Origin of the sequence: Streptomyces sp. NPDC053431 (genome assembly GCF_044544925.1) — a bacterium.
Taxonomy (GTDB): domain Bacteria; phylum Actinomycetota; class Actinomycetes; order Streptomycetales; family Streptomycetaceae; genus Streptomyces.
On record NZ_JBITXX010000015.1, the window covers coordinates 108,192 to 128,155 of the forward strand.

At 72.4% G+C, this 19,964-nt stretch carries 21 protein-coding genes; 9 read left to right on the forward strand and 12 right to left on the reverse strand.

All coding sequences use genetic code 11. The features are described from left to right. The first annotated feature begins 73 nt into the window (after positions 1 to 73). A complete protein-coding gene (locus tag ACIGXE_RS29035) occupies positions 74 to 400 on the forward strand; it encodes an ATP/GTP-binding protein (RefSeq protein ID WP_399751846.1) in 327 nt (108 codons plus the stop codon). A gap of 134 nt (positions 401 to 534) precedes the next feature. On the opposite strand, the gene ACIGXE_RS29040 is transcribed toward ACIGXE_RS29035, so the two are convergent. The 7 genes from ACIGXE_RS29040 to mce form a co-directional block, all read right to left on the reverse strand. After that, positions 535 to 1,356 (reverse strand): ABC transporter permease subunit, encoded by an 822-nt coding sequence (locus ACIGXE_RS29040; protein WP_399751847.1) that lies wholly within the window; start codon positions 1,354 to 1,356, stop codon positions 535 to 537. Further along, the gene (locus ACIGXE_RS29045) at positions 1,353 to 2,441 is read right to left on the reverse strand and encodes an ATP-binding cassette domain-containing protein (RefSeq protein WP_399751848.1); all 1,089 of its coding nucleotides are present in this window, start codon (positions 2,439 to 2,441) and stop codon (positions 1,353 to 1,355) included. The genes ACIGXE_RS29040 and ACIGXE_RS29045 overlap by 4 nt, the downstream gene beginning before the upstream one ends. 198 nt (positions 2,442 to 2,639) lie before the next feature. Continuing rightward, positions 2,640 to 3,419 carry an ABC transporter permease subunit gene (locus tag ACIGXE_RS29050; protein WP_399751849.1) on the reverse strand — a complete coding sequence of 260 codons (780 nt, stop codon included), beginning with the start codon at positions 3,417 to 3,419 and terminating at the stop codon, positions 2,640 to 2,642. Positions 3,420 to 3,422: 3 nt separating this feature from the next. Beyond that, the gene (locus ACIGXE_RS29055) at positions 3,423 to 4,391 is read right to left on the reverse strand and encodes an ABC transporter ATP-binding protein (RefSeq protein ID WP_399751850.1); all 969 of its coding nucleotides are present in this window, start codon (positions 4,389 to 4,391) and stop codon (positions 3,423 to 3,425) included. 74 nt (positions 4,392 to 4,465) lie between these two features. Next, positions 4,466 to 5,401, reverse strand: coding sequence for a cellulose-binding protein (locus ACIGXE_RS29060; protein ID WP_399751851.1), 936 nt, complete (start codon positions 5,399 to 5,401; stop codon positions 4,466 to 4,468). A gap of 114 nt (positions 5,402 to 5,515) precedes the next feature. Then, positions 5,516 to 10,009: a polarized growth protein Scy gene (gene scy, locus ACIGXE_RS29065; RefSeq protein WP_399751914.1), complete on the reverse strand. Its 4,494-nt coding sequence runs from the start codon at positions 10,007 to 10,009 to the stop codon at positions 5,516 to 5,518. A gap of 185 nt (positions 10,010 to 10,194) precedes the next feature. Next, positions 10,195 to 10,647, reverse strand: a complete 453-nt coding sequence (gene mce, locus ACIGXE_RS29070; RefSeq protein ID WP_399751853.1) for a methylmalonyl-CoA epimerase — start codon at positions 10,645 to 10,647, stop codon at positions 10,195 to 10,197. A gap of 137 nt (positions 10,648 to 10,784) precedes the next feature. Between mce and ACIGXE_RS29075 the strand changes: the two genes are divergently transcribed. After that, positions 10,785 to 11,987 carry an acetyl-CoA C-acetyltransferase gene (locus tag ACIGXE_RS29075; protein ID WP_399751854.1) on the forward strand — a complete coding sequence of 401 codons (1,203 nt, stop codon included), beginning with the start codon at positions 10,785 to 10,787 and terminating at the stop codon, positions 11,985 to 11,987. A 24-nt stretch (positions 11,988 to 12,011) separates the two neighbouring features. Then, complete coding sequence (gene meaB / locus ACIGXE_RS29080) at positions 12,012 to 12,968, forward strand: methylmalonyl Co-A mutase-associated GTPase MeaB (RefSeq protein WP_399751855.1); 957 nt, start codon at positions 12,012 to 12,014, stop codon at positions 12,966 to 12,968. An 82-nt stretch (positions 12,969 to 13,050) separates the two neighbouring features. Here the strand turns inward: meaB and ACIGXE_RS29085 are convergent, their stop codons facing one another. From ACIGXE_RS29085 to ACIGXE_RS29100, 4 genes are all read right to left on the reverse strand, one after another. Then, positions 13,051 to 13,527, reverse strand: a complete 477-nt coding sequence (locus ACIGXE_RS29085) for a MarR family winged helix-turn-helix transcriptional regulator (RefSeq protein WP_399751856.1) — start codon at positions 13,525 to 13,527, stop codon at positions 13,051 to 13,053. An 80-nt stretch (positions 13,528 to 13,607) separates the two neighbouring features. Further along, complete coding sequence (locus tag ACIGXE_RS29090) at positions 13,608 to 14,393, reverse strand: AIM24 family protein (protein WP_399751857.1); 786 nt, start codon at positions 14,391 to 14,393, stop codon at positions 13,608 to 13,610. After that, complete coding sequence (locus ACIGXE_RS29095; RefSeq protein WP_399751858.1) at positions 14,390 to 15,040, reverse strand: AIM24 family protein; 651 nt, start codon at positions 15,038 to 15,040, stop codon at positions 14,390 to 14,392. The genes ACIGXE_RS29090 and ACIGXE_RS29095 overlap by 4 nt, the downstream gene beginning before the upstream one ends. Positions 15,041 to 15,125: 85 nt before the next feature. Then, on the reverse strand, positions 15,126 to 15,764 hold the full coding sequence (locus ACIGXE_RS29100; RefSeq protein ID WP_399751859.1) for an AIM24 family protein: 639 nt from the start codon (positions 15,762 to 15,764) through the stop codon (positions 15,126 to 15,128). Positions 15,765 to 15,871: 107 nt separating this feature from the next. Between ACIGXE_RS29100 and ACIGXE_RS29105 the strand changes: the two genes are divergently transcribed. Continuing rightward, entirely contained in the window at positions 15,872 to 16,216 is a 345-nt protein-coding gene (locus ACIGXE_RS29105; RefSeq protein ID WP_399751860.1) for a DUF3817 domain-containing protein, read from the forward strand. Continuing rightward, positions 16,213 to 16,506 (forward strand): MTH1187 family thiamine-binding protein, encoded by a 294-nt coding sequence (locus tag ACIGXE_RS29110; protein ID WP_399751861.1) that lies wholly within the window; start codon positions 16,213 to 16,215, stop codon positions 16,504 to 16,506. Before ACIGXE_RS29105 ends, ACIGXE_RS29110 begins: the two co-directional genes overlap by 4 nt. A 73-nt stretch (positions 16,507 to 16,579) precedes the next feature. Here ACIGXE_RS29110 and ACIGXE_RS29115 read toward each other — a convergent pair whose 3' ends face one another. Further along, positions 16,580 to 17,020, reverse strand: coding sequence for a MarR family winged helix-turn-helix transcriptional regulator (locus tag ACIGXE_RS29115; protein ID WP_399751862.1), 441 nt, complete (start codon positions 17,018 to 17,020; stop codon positions 16,580 to 16,582). A gap of 49 nt (positions 17,021 to 17,069) precedes the next feature. Here ACIGXE_RS29115 and ACIGXE_RS29120 point away from each other — a divergent pair, with 49 nt between their 5' ends. The 4 genes from ACIGXE_RS29120 (at position 17,070) to ACIGXE_RS29135 (ending at position 19,735) form a co-directional block, all read left to right on the forward strand. Continuing rightward, complete coding sequence (locus tag ACIGXE_RS29120) at positions 17,070 to 17,549, forward strand: MarR family winged helix-turn-helix transcriptional regulator (protein ID WP_399751863.1); 480 nt, start codon at positions 17,070 to 17,072, stop codon at positions 17,547 to 17,549. A gap of 121 nt (positions 17,550 to 17,670) precedes the next feature. Continuing rightward, positions 17,671 to 18,393, forward strand: a complete 723-nt coding sequence (locus tag ACIGXE_RS29125) for a hypothetical protein (RefSeq protein WP_399751865.1) — start codon at positions 17,671 to 17,673, stop codon at positions 18,391 to 18,393. Continuing rightward, a complete protein-coding gene (locus ACIGXE_RS29130) occupies positions 18,390 to 19,085 on the forward strand; it encodes a DUF4166 domain-containing protein (RefSeq protein ID WP_399751866.1) in 696 nt (231 codons plus the stop codon). Before ACIGXE_RS29125 ends, ACIGXE_RS29130 begins: the two co-directional genes overlap by 4 nt. After that, complete coding sequence (locus tag ACIGXE_RS29135) at positions 19,082 to 19,735, forward strand: TetR/AcrR family transcriptional regulator (protein ID WP_399751868.1); 654 nt, start codon at positions 19,082 to 19,084, stop codon at positions 19,733 to 19,735. The genes ACIGXE_RS29130 and ACIGXE_RS29135 overlap by 4 nt, the downstream gene beginning before the upstream one ends. Positions 19,736 to 19,964 lie beyond the last annotated feature (229 nt).

The following is a 19,964-nucleotide window of genomic DNA, read 5'->3' on the forward strand; positions in this document are numbered from 1 at the left end:
GGAGCCACCCCGTCGCGGCCCGTAGGCTGGACGGAACCCACCGTCTGTCCCCTGCCCCCAGTGAGGTGTCGAAGTGTCCCCGCGCCACAACCGCCCCCGTGGCGGCGAGAAGCCCGCACAGCAGGGCGAGACGGGCGACCGGTACGGCGGCGCGCAGCGCACCGAGAGCTGGCAGGGCGAGGAGTGGTACGTCCGCCTCGTCGCCGGCGCGAGCGCCCCGGGCAAGCGCTACCGCTGCCCCGGCTGCGACCAGGAGATCCCCTCCGGCGCCCCGCACGTGGTGGCCTGGCCGGAGTACGGCGGCGTCGACGACCGGCGGCACTGGCACAAGGCCTGCTGGAACGCGAAGGACCGCCGCACCTCACGGGTGCAGCGGTCCCGGAACGCGCCTCGCTACTGAGCGCCGCGCTCCCACCGTGGCCACGCCCGGCCACCGGGCCCCGGCCACCGAGCCCGGCCACCGAGCCCCGGCCACCAAGCCCCGGCCACCGAGCGGGTCCGGACGGCCCTGGGCTCACACGTCCCCGGCGTCGCTCACACGTCCCGGTTGTTGAGCAGCGCGAACGCGCCGCCGAGCACCACCGCCGCGAGCCCGGCGATGATCAGCACCGGCTGCCAGCCGGACGGTCCCTGGTCGTTGAACGGCGCCGTCTCGCTGTAGAGCGCGATCATCTGCGAGGGGATGGCGTACATGAACAGCGCCTCCTGCAGGGAGCGCAGCGCCTGGGAGAACATGAACAGCGCCGCCACCAGCGGCAGCAGCAGCACGCCGATCATCACCGTGATCGCCCCGGCCGAATGCCGCACGATGGCGCCGACGCCCATCGACAGCAGACCGAGCAGCGCCAGGAAGAGACCCACGCCGACGGTGGCCCGCAGCCACTCGCCGGTGGTCGGCGCGACCGCGTCGACCATGGCGACCTGGGCCGCGCCGACCACTCCCGCCATCAGCGTGACGAGCGTGAAGACGAGCGCGAAGAAGACGATCGCCTTCGCCGTGAGCACCCGGGAGCGGCTCGGGCAGGCGGTCAGCGTCGTACGGATCATGCCGGTGCCGTACTCGGAGCTGATGCTGAGCACGCCGAGGGTGATCACACAGATCGACGCCGGCAGCATGCCGAAGAAGCCGAAACCGAGGGCGGACTGCTCCGAGGCCTCGGGTCCCGCCGCGGCCGCGACCGCGCCGACCCCGAGTCCCAGGCCGAGCAGGAGCAGCACCATGATCCCCAGCGTCCACATCGTGGAGCGCACCGAGCGGATCTTGGTCCACTCCGAGGCGAGCGCGTCGCCGAGGTGCGCCTTGCGGACGGGGATGGGGGAGACGTACGCGTAGGGGGTCGGCGTCGGGGTCGTCATCGGGCGTCCTCGGGGTTCTGGCTCTGAGGCGGGTTCTGCGCGTACGGGTTCTGTCCGGGGGGCGGCGGGGCGTACCAGCCCTGCTGCGGCACCTCCGGGATCACGTACCCCGGGTCCTGCGGCCGCTGGTGCGGCGGCAGCGGCGGCTGGAGGTGCGCGAGCCGGTCGTCGGACGAGCGGTAGTCCACCGCGCCCTGCGTCATGCGCATGTACGCCTCCTCCAGGGAGGCCTGGTGCGGGGAGAGCTCCCACAGGCGCACGTCCGCCCCGTGCGCCAGATCGCTGATCCGCGGCAGCGCGAGGCCGGTCACCCGCAGCGCGCCGTCCGGCTCGGACAGCACGCTGCCGCCCGCCTCCGTCAGCACCGCGGTCAGCTTCTCCCGCTGCTGCGGCTCGGTCTGCGGGGTCCGCACCCGGGCGAAGTCCGCGGAGTTCGCCGAGATGAAGTCCTTGACGCTCATGTCCGCGAGCAGCTGCCCGCGGCCGATCACGATCAGGTGGTCGGCGGTCAGCGCCATCTCGCTCATGAGGTGGCTGGAGACGAAGACGGTCCGGCCCTCGGCTGCCAGCTTCTTCATCAGGTTGCGGACCCAGAGGATGCCCTCCGGGTCGAGACCGTTGACGGGCTCGTCGAAGAGCAGCACCTGCGGGTCGCCGAGCAGCGCCGCCGCGATGCCGAGCCGCTGCCCCATGCCGAGCGAGAAGCCCTTGGAGCGGCGCTTGGCCACGTCCTGCAGGCCGACCACCCCGAGCACCTCGTCGACCCGCTGGGCCGGGATGCCGGCCAGCTGGGCGAGCGAGAGCAGGTGGGTACGGGCGCTGCGGCCGCCGTGCACGGCCTTGGCGTCGAGCAGCGCGCCGACCTGCCGGGGCGCGTTCGGCAGCTGCCGGAAGGGGTGCCCGCCGATCGTGACGTGCCCCTCGGTCGGCCGGTCGAGCCCGAGGATCATGCGCATGGTCGTCGACTTGCCCGAGCCGTTGGGGCCCAGGAAGCCCGTGACATGGCCGGGCCTCACCTGGAAGGAAAGGTTGTACACGGCCGTCTTGGCGCCGTAGCGCTTCGTCAGGCCGACTGCCTCGATCATTCTCCAGCCCCATCGACAGGTCAGGTCGTCGTCGGGGCGTGGCGGCCGGTGGCCGGAGCCCCCCGTATGAGCTAGGAGCTTATCCAGGCGTTGACGGTTCCGGCGAAGTCCGCACGCCGATCGGCGGACGATCAGGGAAAGGTCCGGGAGGGACCCGGGGGAAGGTCAGGGGCGGCTCAGGGACGGCGGGGGTTCCGCTCAGGCGTCCCGCCGCTTCAGCACCAGATAGCCGCCGACCAGCGCGGCCGCCACCCAGATCAGCATGATGCCCAGACCGCCCCACGGCCCGTACGGCGCCTTCTCCTGCCCCATCGCGTCCGGCACCACCTGCATGATCTGCGAGCCGGCCTGGTCGGGGAAGTAGCGGGCGACCTCCTTGGCCTTCGGCACCGCCGACAGGATCTGCGAGATCAGGAAGAAGAACGGCACCAGGATCCCCAGCGACAGCATCGACGAGCGCAGCATCGTCGCCACGCCCATCGAGAACACCGCGATCAGACAGAGGTACAGGCCGGCGCCGACCACCGCCCGCAGCACGTTGTCCGCGCCGAGTGTGGTGCGGTGCTCGCCGAGCAGGGCCTGCCCCAGGGAGAAGGACAGGAAGCTGGTCGCGAGCCCCACCACCAGGGCGAGCACTCCGGCCACGGCGATCTTCGAGAAGAGGAAGCTCGCCCGCTGCGGGACGGCGGCCAGCGAGGTGCGGATCATGCCCGAGGAGTACTCGGTGCCGACCACGAGCACGCCGAAGACCACCATCGCCAGCTGGCCCAGCACCATCCCGGAGAAGCTGAGGAAGGTCGGGTCGAAGGTCGCCCGCTCCACGGGACGGAGGTTGTCGAACTCCGACCTCATGAGCGCGCACAGGGCGGCGCTCATCGCCACCGTGACGAGCAGCGCGCTCGCCAGCGTCCACACGGTCGACGAGACCGTCCGGATCTTGGTCCACTCGGACTGCAGGACCGCGGTTGCCGCTGCCATCGATCAGGCTCCCTCGAAGCTCTCGCCCCAGCGGGGCTCGGCCGGCCGGCCGCCGCCGTGGACGTCCGTCCCGTGCGCGTGGTACTCCACCGCGCCCGCCGTCATCTGCATGAACGCCTCTTCGAGCGAGGCCCGCTGGGAGCTCAGCTCGTGCAGCACGATCTGGTTCGCGGCCGCCAGCTCACCCAGCTTCTCGGTCGTCGCGCCGTCCACCTCCAGCGTCCCGCCGCCCGCCTCCACGGCGACCAGGCCGTTGGCGTGCAGCAGGTCCCGCAGCCGCTCCGGCTGCGGGGAACGCAGCCGTACGTAACTCCTGGAATTCTGTTGGATGAAATCCGCCATCGACGTGTCGGCCAGCAGTCTTCCCTGACCGATGACGATGAGATGATCGGCCGTCAGCGCCATTTCACTCATCAGATGACTGGAAACGAAGATCGTCCGGCCCTCCGCGGCCAGCGCCTTCATCAGATTGCGGATCCAGTGAATTCCCTCGGGGTCCAGACCATTGACGGGCTCGTCGAACATCAGGATCTCGGGATCCCCGAGCAGCGCCGAAGCGATTCCCAGTCGCTGGCCCATGCCGAGCGAGAAGCCCTTCGACTTCTTCTTCGCGACCTGCGTCAGACCCACCAGATCGAGCACCTCGCCGACCCGGCGCTCCGGAATGCGGTTCGACTGGGCCAGGCACAGCAGGTTGTTGTACGCCGAGCGGCCCCCGTGCATCGCCTTGGCGTCCAGCAGCGCCCCGATGTACTTCAGCGGCTCCCGCAGCTCGCGGTAGTGCCTGCCGTCGATCCGGACCGTCCCGCTCGTCGGGTTGTCCAGGTCCAGCATCATGCGCATGGTGGTCGACTTGCCGGCCCCGTTCGGCCCCAGGAAGCCGGTGACCACCCCCGGCCGCACGGTGAAGGTGAGGTGGTCGACCGCGGTCTTCGGTCCGAAGCGCTTGGTGAGGCCCTCAAGCTCGATCATGCGTATCAACCTAAGGGCACGCAAAACCCTCCGCCACCGGAATGACGGAGGGTCTTTTTACGCCGGGAAGCCGTTCAGCGCGACTGCTGCGCCGGGACGCCGGCGGTGCGCTCCTCGTCGAGCGGGGAGCCGGCCGCCGCCACCGCGGCACCGGTCAGCGTGGCCAGCATCTCGCGGACGTTGGTCAGCTGGGCGTTGATGGAGTCGCGGCGGTTGGTCAGGGCCGCCAGCTCGCGCTCCGATTCGCTGCGGATGCGGTCCGCCTTGGCGTTCGCGTCGGCCACGATGTCCTCGGCCTGGCGCTGCGCGGTCTCCACCGTCTGACGGGCCCGGCGCTCCGCGTCCGTGCGCAGCTTCTCGGCCTCCAGGCGGAGCTGCTCGGCGCGGTGCTCGATCTCGGCGAGGCGCTTCTCGGCCTTGGCCTGACGGGAGGCCAGGTCGCGCTCGGACTGCTCGCGGCGCTTGGCCAGGTTGGTCTCGAAGTCCGCGGCGGCCTGGGCGGCCTTCGCACGGGTCTCCTCGAAGAGGGCGTCCGCCTCCTCGCGCTTCGACTGCGCGTCCTTCTGCGCCTCGGCACGCAGCGAGTTGGCCTCGCCCTGCGCCTTCTCGACGATCCGGACGCCCTCGTCCTCGGCCTTCGCCTTGCGCTCGGCAGCGAACGCCTCGGCGTCGTTGCGGACCTGCTGGGCGGCCGACTCGGCGAGCTCGCGGTGCTGCTCGGCGGCGCGACGGGCCTCCTCGCGCAGGTCCTTCGCCTCCTCCTCGGCCAGTCGGAGGATCTTCTCGACACGGGCGCCGAGACCGGCGTACGACGGCTCGGCGTCGGTGACCTGGGCCTGGGCGTTCTGCGTCTCGAGGTGCAGTTCCTCGATGCGCTTTTCCAGAGAGGTGATTCGGGCCAGAGCACTGTCACGGTCGGCGACGAGCTTGGTAATGCGGTCGTCCACCTGACCGCGGTCGTAACCACGCCGCACGAGCTCGAAGCCGAAGGGGGAGGAAGTGTCGCTCATGGGGTTCCTGTCGAATGAGACCGGTGAGGTGTTAGAGGGAATCCTAGGGGTCGAAGCGGCGTGTCATCGAGCGTATGCCCGTTTGATCTGGAGAATGTCCAGCCTTTTGAGTGGCTAGCTCTCGGGGGACTTGCCACTCGAACGAGTGGCCCCCGCTGACGCGCCGGCCTTGGCGCCTTCCCGTGCCGCGGACTTCCCCCCGTCGGACTTCCCCCCGCCCGAGGGCGTCTCGAAAGACTCCAACGCTTCGAGGACGTCCTGGACACGGGAGATCTCGGCATTGATGTCCTCGCGCCGGCGGACCAGCACGTCGAGTTCGCGCTTGCCCTCCGTGACCGTCTGCTCGGCCTCGCGCTCGGCCTCCGCCTTGATGCGCTCCGCCTCCGCGACGAGCGACGCCTTCTTCTGCTCGGCCTCCTTGAGCAGCGCCTCGGCCTTCTTCACGGCGGCGATCCGGACCTTGCTGGCCTCCGAACTCGCCTCCGACACCAGCTCCTTGGCCTTCTCCTCGGCCGCGGCGCGCTGCTCCTCGGCGGCCTTCACGAGCTTGTCCACGCGCTCGCCGGCCGTCTTCATCTGCTCGGCCGTCTCGCGTCGCGCCCGCTCGTGCAGCTCCTCGATCTCCCCCTCGATCCGGGACCGCAGCTCCTCCGCCCGCTCCCTTATGGCCGTCGCGTCGCTGCGCGCCCCGACCAGGAGCTCGTCCGCGTCCGTCCGCGCCTTCTCCACCAGCGAGTTGCCCTCGATGGTTGCCTCGGCGACGATCCGCTCGGCCTCCTTGCGGGCCGCGCCGACCATGGTGTCCGCCTGCGTCTCCGCCTCGGTGGTGGCGCGCAGCGCCTCCTCCTGGGCCTTGGCCATCAGCTGGTCGGCCTGCTCGGCCGCGTCCGCGCGCTTCTTCGCCCCGGCCTCGCGGGCCTCGTCGAGCGTACGGTCGGCCTCGGCGCGCGCCTCGGAGCGCATCTCCTCGGCCGCCGCCTCGGCGTCCGCCTTCACCCGGGCCGCCTCCGCGGCGATCCGCTCGGCCTCGGCCGTGGCCTCGCCGACGAGCGTGTCCGCCTGCTCGACCGCCTCGGCCAGCCGCTGGTCGGCGGCCTGCCGGGCCTCGTCCAGGACCCGCTCCGCCTCGACGCCGATCCGCTCCGCCTCCGTACGGGCCTCGCCGATGAGCGTGTCCGCCTGCTCGGCGGCGTCCGCGCGCCGCTTGTCGGCGGCCTTGCGCGCCTCGTCGAGGATCCGGTCGGCGTCCGCGAGCGCGGCGCTGCGCAGCGCCTGCGCGTGCGCCTCGCCGTCCACCTTGACCTGCTCGGCCTCGGCGCGCAGGCGCTGGGCGTCCTGTTCGGTGGTGGTGAGGAGTTCGGCCGCTTCGGTGGTGAGTCGTTCGGCTTCGGCGGTGGCTTCGCCGATGAGCTGGTCGGCCTGTTCGGCGGCGTCCGCGCGGCGCTTGTCGGCGGCCTTGCGGGCCTCGTCGAGGACCTGTTCGCCGTCGGCGCGGGCGGCGGCGCGCAGCGCCTCGGCCTCTGCCTCGCCCTCGGCCTTGACCTGCTCGGCCTCGGCGCGCAGGCGCTGGGCGTCCTGTTCGGTGGTGGTGAGGAGTTCGGCCGCTTCGGTGGTGAGTCGTTCGGCTTCGGCGGTGGCTTCGCCGATGAGCTGGTCGGCCTGTTCGGCGGCGTCCGCGCGGCGCTTGTCGGCGGCCTTGCGGGCCTCGTCGAGGACCTGTTCGCCGTCGGCGCGGGCGGCGGCGCGCAGCGCCTCGGCCTCTGCCTCGCCCTCCGCCTTGACCTGCTCGGCCTCCACCAGGAGCCGCTCGGCCTCCTCGACGATCCGCTCCGCCTCGGTACGGGCCCCGTCCATGACGGTCTCCGCCTGCGCGGCCGCCTCCGAACGGATCCGGTTGGCGTCCTCGCGGGCGTCGGCACGGGTGCGGGCCGCGTCCTGCTCGGCCGAGGCGAGCGCGTCGGTCGCCTCCGTCCGTACCCGCTGCGCGTACTCGGCCGTGTCCGTCCGCAGCTTCTCCGCCTCGGCCAGGGCGTCCGTGACCGTGCGCTCGGCCAGCGCCTTCGCGGCGTCGGCCTCCTCCTGGGCGCGCTCGCGCGTCCGGTTGGCGTCCTCGGTGGCCCGCTCCCGCTCCTCGTAGGCGTCGGCGCGGACCCGGTCCGCCTCCTCCTGCGCCTCGGTACGGGTGCGCTCGGCCGCGTGCTCGGCCGCGCTGCGCAGCCCGGCGATCTCCTCCTCGGCCGTCTCGCGCAGGCCCGCGACCGAGTCGCGCACCTCCTGCGCGGTCTGCTCGGCCGCCGTCACCATCTCCGTGGCCCGGGCGTCCGCCTCCTCGACCAGACGGTGCGCCTCGGCCTGCGCCTCCTCGACCCGCTTACGGGCGGAGGCGAGCAGCTCCTCGCTCTGCTCACGGGCCAGCTCGCGCTCGCGGCCGGCCTCGGAACGGGCCGAGTCCAGGGTCTCCTCGGCCTCCCGGCGCCGCCGGTTGGCCTCCTCCTGCGCGGCGGCGAGCGCCTCCGCGGCCTCGGCGGCGACCCGCTCGGCGGCGGCCGCGGCCTCGGCGCGGACCCGGTCGGCGGTCTCCTGCGCCTCGGACCTCAGGCGCTCGGCCTCGGCGTCGGCCTCCTCACGCAGCGTGGTGGCCGCGGCCTCCGCCTCGGAACGGGCGGCGGACGCGTCCGCCGCCGCCTCCGTGCGCAGCCGCTCGGCCTCCTGCTCGGCCTGCGTCTGGAGCGTACGGATCCGCTCCGCGGACTCGGTCCGCTGCCGCTCGGCCTCCTCCGCGGCCTCGCGGCGCATGCGCTCGGCCTCGGCGCGCGCGTCGGTCAGCTCCTGGCCGGCCGACTCCAGCTTCGTCTCGGCCTCGGTGTGCAGCCGGGCCAGCTCGTCGGCGGCCTCGGCCTGCCGGGCCGCGGCGGCCCGCTCGGCCTCCTCGCGCAGCGCGGCGGCCGCGGCCTCCGCGGCCTCCCGGACCGCCTCGGCCTGCTCATCGGCCTCGGCGCGCATCCGCTCGGCCTCGGCGCGGGTGCGCTCCAGCGTCTCCTCGGCCTGGGTGCGCAGGGTCTGCGCCCGCTCCATGGCCTCGCCGCGGACCCGCTCGCTCTCGGCGGTCGCGCCGGCCCGCTGCTCGTCGGCGTCCCTACGGGCCTTGGTGAGCAGCTCCTCGGCGGTCTTCGCCGCCTCCTCGATCTGCCCCACGGCCTCGCGCCGGGCCTCGCCGCGGATCCGCTCGCCCTCGGCGATCGCCTCGGCGCGCAGCTGCTCGGCCTCGCCGCGCAGCCGGCGCGCCTCCTCCTGCAGCTCGACCGTCTTGGCGCGGTACTCCTTGGTGTCGTCCTTGGCCGAGCCGAGCAGCTCGTCGGCCTGCTCCTCGGCGGTCGACCGCAGCCGGTCGGCCTCCGCCTCGGCCTCGCGGCGGATCCGCTCGGCCTCCTCGGCGGCCTTGCGGGTGGTCTCCTGGGCGTCCTGGGAGGCCTTGGTCAGGATCTCCTCGGCGCTGCGGGCGGCCTTGGCGAGCGCGGCGGCGGAGTCCTCGGCGGCGACCGTACGGGCCTTCTCGGAGGCCTCCGACACCAGCTTCTCGGCCTCGGCGGTGGCCTCGCGCAGCTTCTCCTCGGCCTGCTCCTTGAGGGCCTCGGCCTCCTTGGTGGCCTCGCCGACGAGGCGGGCGATCTCCGCCTTGGCGGTCCGGGTGCGCTGCTCGTTGACGGACTCGGCGCTCGCGAGCTGCTTGGCCGCGGCGTCCTTGGCCTCGGCGAGGGTGCGCTCGGCCTCCGTACGGGCCTCGCGGAGCCTCTCCTCGGCCTCCTGGACCCGGACCTCGGCCGCGCGGGACAGCTCGGCGGCCTGGCGGCGGGCCTGGTCGGTCTCGGCCGTGGTGGTGGAGCGCAGCTGCTCGGCGTGGCTGGTGGCCTCCTGCGCCTGGCTGGAGGCGGCGTTGAGCATCCGCTCGGCGTCCTTGCGGGCACGCAGCAGAATCGCTTCCGCCTCGGCCCGGGCCGCCTCCGCCTCGGAACCCAGCCGACGGCGGGTCTCCTCGGCGACCCGGGTGGCCTCGGCGCGGGCGGCGGCCAGCGACTGCTCGGCCTCGGCCCGCGACTCCTCCATCAGGCGGCGGGCCTGGGACTCGGTGCGGGCCCGCAGCTGTTCGGCCCACGCCACGTTCTCGTTGACGTGCGACTCGACGGTCTGGCGACGCTCGTTCAGCTCCTGGTCGAGCTGCTGACGGCGCTGGACGGCCTCCTGGTGCAGCTCCGCCTGCAGGCGGGCCTGCTGCTCGGCGTGCTCCTGGAGGATGCGCTGGGTCTGGGCGCGGGCCTCGCGCAGCTCGCGCTCGGCGTCCTGGCGCAGCTGCTCGGCCTGCATCTGCGCGTTGCGCAGCATCTGTTCGGCCTGATAGCCGATGTCCGCGCTGTCGTACGCGGGCCGGGACGCGATGGTGCGGCGCGCCTCGTGGAGCTTGGCGCGCAACACCTCGACCTGGTAACCGAGGTCCTCGGCGTGCTGGACGGCCTTCTCTCGCTCTTTCTTCAGCCGGTCCATCTCGGCTTCGAACCGCGAGAGATGGTCGTCTTCAGCTCGGTGGCTCTCCTGGCGTTCGTAGCCCCGCACTGCGCGGTCCATCCGTCCCCTGGTCGCAACACTCCAACGAGCACCGTTCACCCGGACAGAACGGCCCCCCGGGGAATCGTGGCAGATCGGACGACCCCGACATCCCGACTTCGGTGCCGCACACGCACGGCTCCGACCGGCCCCGGCCCGGAGTGGCCCACTCTACCGGGCCGGGAATCCGGGGGTCAGTGCTCCGCTGAGGAGTGGTCAGCCGAGGGCTTCGCCGAGGTGACCAGTTCCGTCAGGACGCCGTGGCAGTCCTTCGGGTGGAGGAAGGTGATGCGGGAGCCCATGGAGCCGATCCGCGGCTCGTCGTAGAGCACCCGGACGCCCTTGGAGCGGATGTCGTCGGCGGCACCGTCCACGTCCGCCGTGCCGAAGGCGATGTGGTGCACGCCCTCGCCGTTCTTGGCGAGCCACTTGCCCACCGCCGAGTCCTCCCGGGTGGGCTCCAGGAGCTGGAGGTACGAGGCCCCGCCGTCCGAGGTCTCGTTGATCTTGAGCATGGCCTCGCGGACGCCCTGCTCCTCGTTGACCTCCTCGTGGAACACCTCGAAGCCGTACGTCGCCCGGTAGAACTCGACGGTCTCGTCGAGGTTCCGGCAGGCGATCCCGATGTGGTCGATACGCGTCAGCATGCGTCCAGTGCAGCGCTCGGGGGATGGTTACGCAACGTGCGCGCCATCACACCGGCAGGGCGATGACCCGGCGCGCCACGGCTCAGTACATTGGCGGTAAACCCTCGTTCACTCCTCATCCCAAGGGGCTGTGCCTCATGTCTGGAACGACCGGTACCACCTCAGTGATCGTCGCGGGCGCCCGCACGCCCATGGGTCGCCTGCTCGGCTCGCTCAAGTCCTTCTCGGGCGCCGACCTCGGCGGTTTCGCGATCAAGGCCGCCCTCGACCGCGCGGGCATCGGCGGCGACCAGGTGCAGTACGTGATCATGGGCCAGGTGCTCCAGGCGGGCGCCGGCCAGATCCCCGCCCGCCAGGCCGCCGTCAAGGCCGGCATCCCGATGAACGTCCCCGCGCTCACCGTCAACAAGGTGTGCCTCTCGGGTCTCGACGCCATCGCGCTCGCCGACCAGCTGATCCGCGCGGGCGAGTTCGACGTGATCGTCGCCGGCGGCCAGGAGTCCATGACCAACGCCCCGCACCTGCTGCCGAAGTCCCGCGAGGGCTTCAAGTACGGCGCGATCGAGATGCTCGACGCCATGGCGTACGACGGTCTCACCGACTCCTTCGAGGGCATCGCCATGGGCGAGTCCACCGAGAAGCACAACACCCGCCTGGGCATCCCGCGCGAGGTCCAGGACGAGATCGCCGCCCTCTCGCACCAGCGCGCCGCCGCCGCCCAGAAGAACGGCGTCTTCGAGGCCGAGATCACCCCGGTCGAGATCCCGCAGCGCAAGGGCGAGCCGGTCGTCTTCTCCCAGGACGAGGGCATCCGCGCCGAGACCACCGTCGAGTCCCTCGGCAAGCTCCGCCCGGCCTTCGCCAAGGACGGCACCATCACCGCCGGCACCTCCTCGCAGATCTCCGACGGCGCCGCCGCCGTGGTCGTGATGAGCAAGGCCAAGGCCCAGGAGCTCGGCCTGGAGTGGATCGCCGAGATCGGCGCCCACGGCAACGTGGCCGGCCCGGACAACTCGCTCCAGTCGCAGCCGTCCAACGCCATCCGCCACGCCCTCAAGAAGGAGGGCCTGGAGGTCGAGGACCTCGACCTGATCGAGATCAACGAGGCCTTCGCCGCGGTCGCCCACCAGTCAATGAAGGACCTGGGCGTCACCCCCGAAAAGGTGAACGTCAACGGTGGCGCCATCGCGCTCGGCCACCCCATCGGCATGTCCGGCGCCCGCGTGGTGCTGCACCTGGCCCTGGAGCTCAAGCGCCGCGGCGGCGGCGTGGGCGCGGCCGCCCTCTGTGGCGGCGGCGGCCAGGGCGACGCCCTGATCATCCGCGTCCCCGGCAAGTAAGCACCCACTCAAGGAGCAGCGCACATGGTGGACGTCCCCGCACTGGTCGCCCAGGCACGGGAGGGCCGGCCGCGTGCCGTGGCCCGGCTGATCTCGCTCGTGGAGGGGGCGTCCCCGCAGCTGCGCGAGGTGATGGCGGCGCTCGCCCCGCTGACGGGCGGCGCCTACGTGGTGGGCCTCACGGGCTCGCCCGGCGTCGGCAAGTCGACGTCGACCTCGGCGCTCGTCTCGGCGTACCGCCGGGCCGGCAAGCGGGTCGGCGTCCTCGCCGTCGACCCGTCCTCGCCGTTCAGCGGCGGCGCGCTCCTCGGCGACCGGGTGCGCATGTCGGAGCACGCCTCCGACCCCGGCGTCTACATCCGCTCCATGGCCACCCGCGGACACCTGGGCGGTCTCGCCTGGGCCGCCCCGCAGGCCATCCGCGTCCTGGACGCGGCCGGCTGCGAGGTGATCCTGGTGGAGACCGTCGGCGTCGGCCAGTCGGAGGTCGAGATCGCCTCCCAGGCCGACACCTCGGTGGTGCTGCTCGCCCCGGGCATGGGCGACGGCATCCAGGCCGCGAAGGCGGGCATCCTGGAGATCGGCGACGTGTACGTGGTGAACAAGGCCGACCGGGACGGCGCCGACGCCACCGCCCGGGAGCTCAACCACATGCTGGGCCTCGGTGAGGCCCGCGCGGCGGGCGACTGGCGTCCCCCGATCGTCAAGACGGTCGCCGCCCGCGGCGAGGGCGTCGACGAGGTCGTGGAGGCCCTGGAGAAGCACCGCGCGTGGATGGAGGAGCACGGGGTCCTGGCGGAGCGCCGCCGGGCCCGCGCCGCCCGCGAGGTGGAGACGATCACCATCACGGCGCTGCGCGAGCGGATCGGCGATCTGCACGGCGACCGCCGCCTGGACGCGCTCGCCGAGCGCATCACCGCCGGCGAGCTGGACCCCTACGCGGCCTCGGACGAGCTGGTGGCGAGCCTGACCGGCCAGTGAGCCGCCGCGCCGCGGAGGCGGCGCGGGAGGGAACGAGGAAGGCCCCGTCCGTCCGGACGGGGCCTTCCTCGTTCCTGCGCGCCTACGGCTTGCCGCGGCGGCCGCGCAGCTGCTCGGCGACCGGCTTCAGCGACTCGTGGAGGTCGCCGAGGGCCTCCGGGCTGAGCTGGTCGATGAAGTGCTTGCGCACCGACTCGACGTGGTGCGGCGCGACCTTCCGCATGGTGTCCATGCCGACGTCCGTCAGCACCGCGTAGAGCCCGCGCCGGTCGGACTCGCAGTTCTCGCGCCGGACGAGCCCGGCGTTCTCCATCCGGGTGATCTGGTGGGAGAGCCGGCTCTTCGACTGCAGGGTGGCCGCGGCGAGGTCGCTCATCCGCAGGCGCCGCTCCGCCGACTCCGAGAGGTTCACCAGGATCTCGTAGTCGTTGATGGTCAGGCCGAAGGGCTGGAGGTCCTTCTCCAGTTGGTACGTCAGCATTCTGTTGACGTCCAGATAGGTGCGCCAGGCGCACTGCTCGGCGTCGGTGAGCCAGGGGGTGGCCGTCTCGGTCTCCATGTATGGATTCTACCTAAGAAGTTGAAAACTGGACGAACTCTGGGAGTGTGTTCGACGCGTCACGCTCCGCAGACTACCGCTCACAGCCCGAAGCGACGCTGCAGGTCGCCGAGCTGTCCGGGAAGGCGCGGTACGGAACCCAGCGGCCCCTGGCCGGAACTGTGCGGTGCGTGGCCGCCCGGAACACCGGGCTGTCCGCCCGGCTCGCCGATGGCCCGCTCGGGCATCAGGAGCTCGGTCGACTGCAGGAGCACCGTACCCGCCCCGACGAACTCGAACTGGTGCTCCTCGCCCGAGGTGCCCCCGATCCCGGTCAGCGCGCGCAGGCCGCCCATCACGCCGGTCAGGTAGCCGTGGTCGTAGTGGTGGCAAGGGGACGGGCAGTCCGCCCAGCCCACCAGAGCCTGCGGATCGACCCGCAGCGGGGGCTCCATGAAGACCACGGGGCCGTTGGAGGCGGCGACGAACTTGCCGGTGCCGATCAGGGTCACGAAGCCGGGCACGATCGACTGCTTCAGCGCCAGCGAGGGTTGGTACGCGAGCAGATTCCCCGAACGGATTGTCAGGTTGCCCTCGTCCAGGTCGTACGAGTTCACGTCGAAGGCCCGGTCGGCGAGCAGCATCTTGCCGCTGCCCTCGGCCACCACCCAGTCGCTCGCGTGCAGCGGCGAGTGGAAGGAGGTGCGCACCAGCCGGTCGAGCCGGCCGTGTCCGATGCCGTTGAACTCGATCCGCCCGTAATAGGCGATCATCTTGCCCTTCTGCAGGAACCACTGGGAGCCCTTGAGCTCCACGCAGAAGGTGTACGCGTTGACGTTGTCGTCGCTGGGCAGCGTCATCGGGTCATGCACCACGGGACCGGTCACAGCTTCTCCTCCGACGCCTGCACGTACACCGCACCGCTCCCGCTCAGCTCCAGCTGGAAGGCCTCGCCCGAGCCGCGGCCCACCATGTCCCGCCAGCCGAGCGCGGTGGACAGCTTGTTCCGCACGTCGCCGTGGTGGGCCACGTACGCCTGGGGGTCGACGTGCACCGGGCGGCCGGGCGTGATGGGCAGCTCGATGACCCCGCCGTGCGCCATGACGGCCACCGAGCCGTGACCGCGCAGGGTCGTCGTGAACAGGCCCTGGCCGGTGACCTGGCCGCGCACCATGCCCATGACCCCGCCCTGCGAGCCCATGAACATCGTGCCCTGCTCCAGGGTGCCGTCGAAGGCGAGCAGCCGGTCGGCCTCGACGTAGAGCGTGTCGCCGGTCAGCGCGATCACCTGGATGTGGTGGCCGCCGTGCCCGAACATCACGGTGCCGCTGCCCTCGACGGTCATCAGCGGGGTCGCCTCGCCGGCCACCCGGCGCCCGATCATCGACATCAGGCCGCCCTGGCCGCCGGTCACGTTCGGCGTGAAAGTGACGTCGCCGCGGTAGGCCAGCATCGCGCCGCGCTGGCTGAAGAGCCGCTGCCCGGGGATCACCTGGGCCTCGATCATCTTCGAGTTGATCTCACGGAACGGCATCAGTCCCCCTCGTTCGCTTCGCCGCCCGCGCGGCGCAGAGGTGTGGCCGTCGTCGTCTGCGGCCCGGTGGCCGCGCGTGCGACGCTCACACGTCACCCCCGATCGTGTTCCGCTCGCTCGGCTGGACGTAGACGAGTCCGTCACCTTCGAAGCGGATCTGGAAGGCCTCGCCGCCGCCCTCGCCCAGAAAGGTGCGGAAGGTCACACCCGACTGGAAGTTCTGCTGGAGGTTGCCCTGGTGGGCGATGTACGCGCCGGGGTCGACGGACAGCGGGTACTGCGGGGTCACCCGGAGCACGACCGCGGGGCCGTCGGACATGATCGCGGCCTGGCCGTTGCCCTCCACGGTGGTGGTGAACAGGCCGTTGCCGGTCGCGCCGCCGCGCAGACCGGTGAAGGTCGTGCCGGTGCGCAGGCCGGCGTCGGTGCAGAGCAGATTGCTCGCCTCGACCCACAGCTTGTCGCCGTGCAGTTGGACCAGGTTGATCTCGGAGGCGCGGTCGGCGAACCAGCAGGTGCCCTGCCCGCGGACCTCCATCACCTCCATCTGCTCACCGGTGAGCCGGCGGGTCACCATGCCGCGCAGGCCTTCACCGCCGCCGGACATCTTCTTGAAGGCCATCTGGCCGTCGTAGGCGACCATCGAGCCGTTCTTCGCCTTCACGGCGTCGCCGGTCATGGTCACGGCGAGCACTTTGCTGCCTTGGAGTCGGAACGTTGCCACGGAGGGAAGGTACTGGGCCCCCGGATAAAGGGACAGCAAAGTCGGCGTGCACAATGGAACGGCCCTTGTGCATCCGTTCACAAGATCGAACGAAGGTGACCCCTGTCGTGGACATCAAGACCGCTTCCTCGCTGCACCGGCTCCGGCTCGTCTCCGCGCCGGAGGCCGTGTCGTTCCTGCTGCTCCTGGTCTGCTCGGTGCTGAAGCGGACCACGGACTTCAACGCGGTCCCGGTGATGGGCGCGATCCACGGCATCCTCTTCATCCTCTACGTCCTCTTCTGGCTGGACGCCTGGAACCGGACGAAGTGGAGCTTCGGCACGGCCGCCCTCTACTTCGTCCTCTCCGTCCTGCCGTTCGGCGGCTTCGTCGCCGAGCGCAGGCTGAAGCGTGCGGCCGAGGCGGCGGTCATCGCCTCCCGTGCCCGCCGCGAGGGCGTGGTGAACGCATGATCGTCGCGTTCTCGGTCACCCCGCTGGGAGTGGGGGAGGAGGTCGGCGAGTACGTCGCCGACGCGGTCCGGGTGGTGCGCGAGTCGGGGCTGCCGAACCGCACCGACGCCATGTTCACCTCGATCGAGGGCGAGTGGGACGAGGTGATGGACGTCGTGAAGCGCGCCGTCGCCGCCGTGGAGGCGCGGGCACCGCGCGTCTCGGTCGTCCTCAAGGCCGACATCCGCCCCGGCGTGACGGACGGCCTCACCTCGAAGGTCGCGACGGTGGAGCGCCATCTGGGCTCCTGACGCCCGCACGGTACGCGGAAGGGCGGGCCCCCAGGCAGGATCATCTGCTCGGGGGCCCGCCCTTCGCCGTGCCTCAGGCCGCTTCGGCGGCCAGGGTGTCGAGGTGGTCGCCGATCCGCTGGAGCAGGGCCGTCAGCGTGCCGAACTCCTCGGGCGACAGGCACTCCGTCATGCGGGTGCGCAGCACGGCGACCTGCTCCGAGATCCGGCGGTGCGCCGCGCGGCCCTCGGCGGTCAGCGCCACGGTGCCGTCGGCGTCGAGACCGGCCCAGCCGCGCCGGACGAGGTCGTCGACGTACGGGCGCATGGACGGCTCGCCGACGGACCGGAAGGCGGTCATGATCTCGTCGACGTGGTCGAGGGTGACGGGCTCGTACGAGACGGTGTTGAGGACCTGCCAGCCGCGCCGGGACAGCCCATCGGCGGCGAACAGGCGGGCCATGGCGTCTTCGATCGCGCCGTCGATGTGCTTGAGCCAGTAGCCGAACGGGCGCTGCGTGCGGACGTCTTCCATGATGCTCCCCCTATGCATGTCTTTTAACAACAGTTGTAAACTAGCATGCATGTCGGAGAGAGACCAGCAGGAAGCCGTCGCCGCCGTCGAGCGGGCCATGGTGGCCATTCGTCGCAGTCAGAGCCGTCGCTCGCTGGGCCGCCTCGTGCCGCCGGGCGGCGGCCGGGTGATCGACCCCACGCTGTTCGGCGTCCTCGACGCCGTCGAGGAAAGGGACGGGGCCTGCTCCGTCACGGACGTCGCCACCGCCCTCGGGGTGGACCAGCCGCGGGCCAGCCGGCTGGTGGTGCGGGCCGTCGAGGAGGGGTGGGTGGTGCGCGGGGTCGACCCCGTGGACGCCCGCCGGACGCTGCTCGGCCTGACCGCCGCGGGGCGTGAGCAGGTGGATCGCACCCACCGCTTCCGGCAGCAGGTCTTCGCCCGCGTGATGGCCGACTGGCCGGACGCCGACCGCACCGAGTTCGCCCGGCTGATCACCGCCTTCGTCGCCTCCTTCGGGCGGGTGGCGCGAGGGGCGGACGCGTCTTGAGCGACCGCTCAAGACGAAGCCCCGCCGATCTTGAGCGACCGCTCAAAACCAGCTACTGTCCTGTCCGGGGCCTGTTTTGAGCGATCGCTCAAAGCAGGGTGAGGGGGAAAGGGGCAGGGCCATGGGGCTCTACGTCGAGGCGCGCGTCCGTGCCGACCTGGACATCCTCTGGGAGCGGACCCAGGATCCGGCCGAGCACCAGCGGTGGGACCTGCGGTTCACCGAGATCGCGTACCTGCCGTCCGCCGAGGGGGAGCCCCGACGCTTCCGGTACGCGGTCCGCGTCCTGCCCTTCCTGGCCGTCGCCGGCACCGGTGTCTCCGCGGGGGAGCGCCACCGGGCCGGCGGCGACCGGGTCTCGGCGCTCCGCTTCGCCTCCCCGGACCCGCTCTCCCTCCTCGCCGAGGGCAGCGGCTACTGGCGTTACGTGCCGGGGGAGGACGGTGTCAGGTTCCTCACCGGCTACGACTACCGGCCGCGCTGGGGCCGCTTCGGCCGCGTCGCGGACCGCCTCCTCTTCCGGCCCCTGATGGGCTGGGCGACGGCCTGGTCCTTCGACCGGCTGCGGCTGTGGTGCGAGGACGGGATCACGCCCGAGCGCGCCCGCACCCGCTGGCTGCTCGAACTCGCCGCCCGGGCCCTGCTCGTGGCCGTCCCGGTCGCGGTGACCCGGCTGCCGCTGGGCGCGGTCTCGCTCGCCGCGGTGCCGCTCGCCGTCCTCGGGCTCGCCGCCGCCCTCCTCGTACCGCCGTCGCCGCGGACCCCCGCCGCCCGCCGCTGTCTGCGCACGCCGCCCGGCCGGAGCCGGGCGCCGCGCCTCCTCGCCACCCTGGAGCAGCCATGAGCTCGATCTTCCGCACCGCCATGGGCGCCGCCGCCTTCGGACGGCTGCACCCGGAACTGCGCCGCCGCTTCTCCGTCGGGCTCGACAGCGGCGAACTCTGCGTCGGGCGCGGCGCGATGGACCGGATCTGGCACGGCAAGGGTCTGGTCGGACCGCTCCTCAAGCCGTTCCTCGCGCTCGGCGGCACGCGCAACATCCTGCTCCCGCGCACCGGCCGCCACGTGCCCTTCACCATCGAGAACGTGCCGTACCTCGACTCGTACGGGCGGGAGACCGTCACCTTCGTGCGCACCTTCCAACTGCCCGGCGGACCGCGCCGCTTCGACGCGACGATGGTGCACAGCCCCGCGCGCGGCTGCGTGCTCGACTACCTCGGCACCCACCAGCACCTCGCCAGCGAACTGCGCCTGTCCGCCGAGCCCGACGGCTCGCTGCTCATCCGCTCCGGCGAACACCGCTTCCGCGAGGGCCCCGTGGACCTGCGGGTGCCCGGACTCGTCGGCGCCGACGCCGAGGTGCGCGAGTCCTTCGACGAGGACACCGGCCGCTTCCGCATCCGGGTCCGGGTCGTCAACCGGTACGTGGGGCCGCTGTTCGGCTACGAGGGGTCCTTCACGGCCTCGTACGCCTCCGTCCGGGAGTGCGGCGTCCGGCCGGGGCTGCGTCCCGTCCGCGAGGAGGCGCGGGCGTGAGCGCCGAGGACACCCGGCACCGGCTCCTGGAAGGCGCCCTGCGCACCCTGGTCGAGCAGGGCATCGCCAAGACCTCGGCCCGGTCCGTGGCCGCCGCCGCGGGCGTCAACCAGGCGCTGATCTTCTACCACTTCGGCTCGGTCGACGAGCTCCTCGCGGCCGCCTGCCGGCACGGCGCCGAGCAGCGGGTGGCCCGCCACCGCGAGCGGCTGCACGCGGTCGGCAGCCTCGCCGAACTCCTCGCGTTCGGGCGGGCGATGCACGCCGAGGAGCGTGAGGCCGGCCACGTCGCCGTCCTCGGACAGCTGCTCGCGGGCGCCCAGACCCACCCCCGGCTCGCCCCCGCCACCGCCGCCGGGCTCGACCTGTGGATCGAGGAGATCGAGCGGGTGCTGCGGCGCGTGCTGGCCGGCGGCCCGCTCGACGGACTCACCGACCCCGCCGGACTCGCCAGGGCCGTCGCCGCCTCCTTCGTCGGCATGGAGTTGTACGAGGGCGTCGACCCGGCCGGCGCCGAGGCCGCCCTCGACACCCTCGAACACCTGGGCGTACTGCTGGCGGCGCTCGACGAGCTGAGCCCGGTGGCACAGAAGGCCGTGCGCTTCACGCTGCGCCGGAAGGGGCGGGGGCCGGGGGGACGGCCGGCGTAAGCGTGCACGGCACCCGGACGGGCGGAGCCCCCGTCGGCCGGCGTCCGGCTGGGACCCCGCGAGCGCGATGCCCGGCGGCACCGGTCGGCCGGCGTCCGGCTGGGACCCCGCGAGCGCGATGCCCGGCGGCCCCGGTCGGCCGGCGTCCGGCTGGGACCCCGCGAGCGCGATGCCCGGCGGCACCGGTCAGCCGGCGTCCGGCTGGGACCCCGCGAGCGCGATGCCCGGC